This is a genomic window from Psychrobacter sp. TB55-MNA-CIBAN-0194, from assembly GCF_040309505.1.
Classification (GTDB): Bacteria; Pseudomonadota; Gammaproteobacteria; order Pseudomonadales; family Moraxellaceae; genus Psychrobacter; species Psychrobacter fozii.
Window position 1 is genome coordinate 1 of sequence record NZ_JBEOOW010000383.1, and the last position, 265, is coordinate 265.

At 70.2% G+C, this 265-nt stretch carries 1 protein-coding gene; it reads right to left on the reverse strand.

Annotated features, from left to right (window positions below; translation table 11 throughout):
• Positions 1-265, reverse strand: a 265-nt coding sequence (locus AAEY75_RS15565; protein WP_352260098.1) for an amidohydrolase family protein, incomplete at both ends; no start/stop codon positions are given.

Below are 265 nucleotides of genomic sequence, written 5' to 3' on the forward strand. Positions count from 1 at the left end.
GTTCACGGCCGGGCGCGCGTCGTTCACGGCCGCGACGTAAGCGGCGAAGGTCGGGTACTGGAACGCGCCGCGCTCGCCGAGCAGGTTCATCGGGTCGGGCGGGTCGCCCGCGAGCGTCACCGGCGATGCGCTGATCCCGCAGTTGCCGACGATCACGGTCGTCACGCCCTGCGAGATCTTCGGGATCATCTCCGGCGCACGGATCACGTGCGTGTCGTCGTGGGTATGCACGTCGACGAAACCCGGCGCGAGCGCCCTGCCGTTC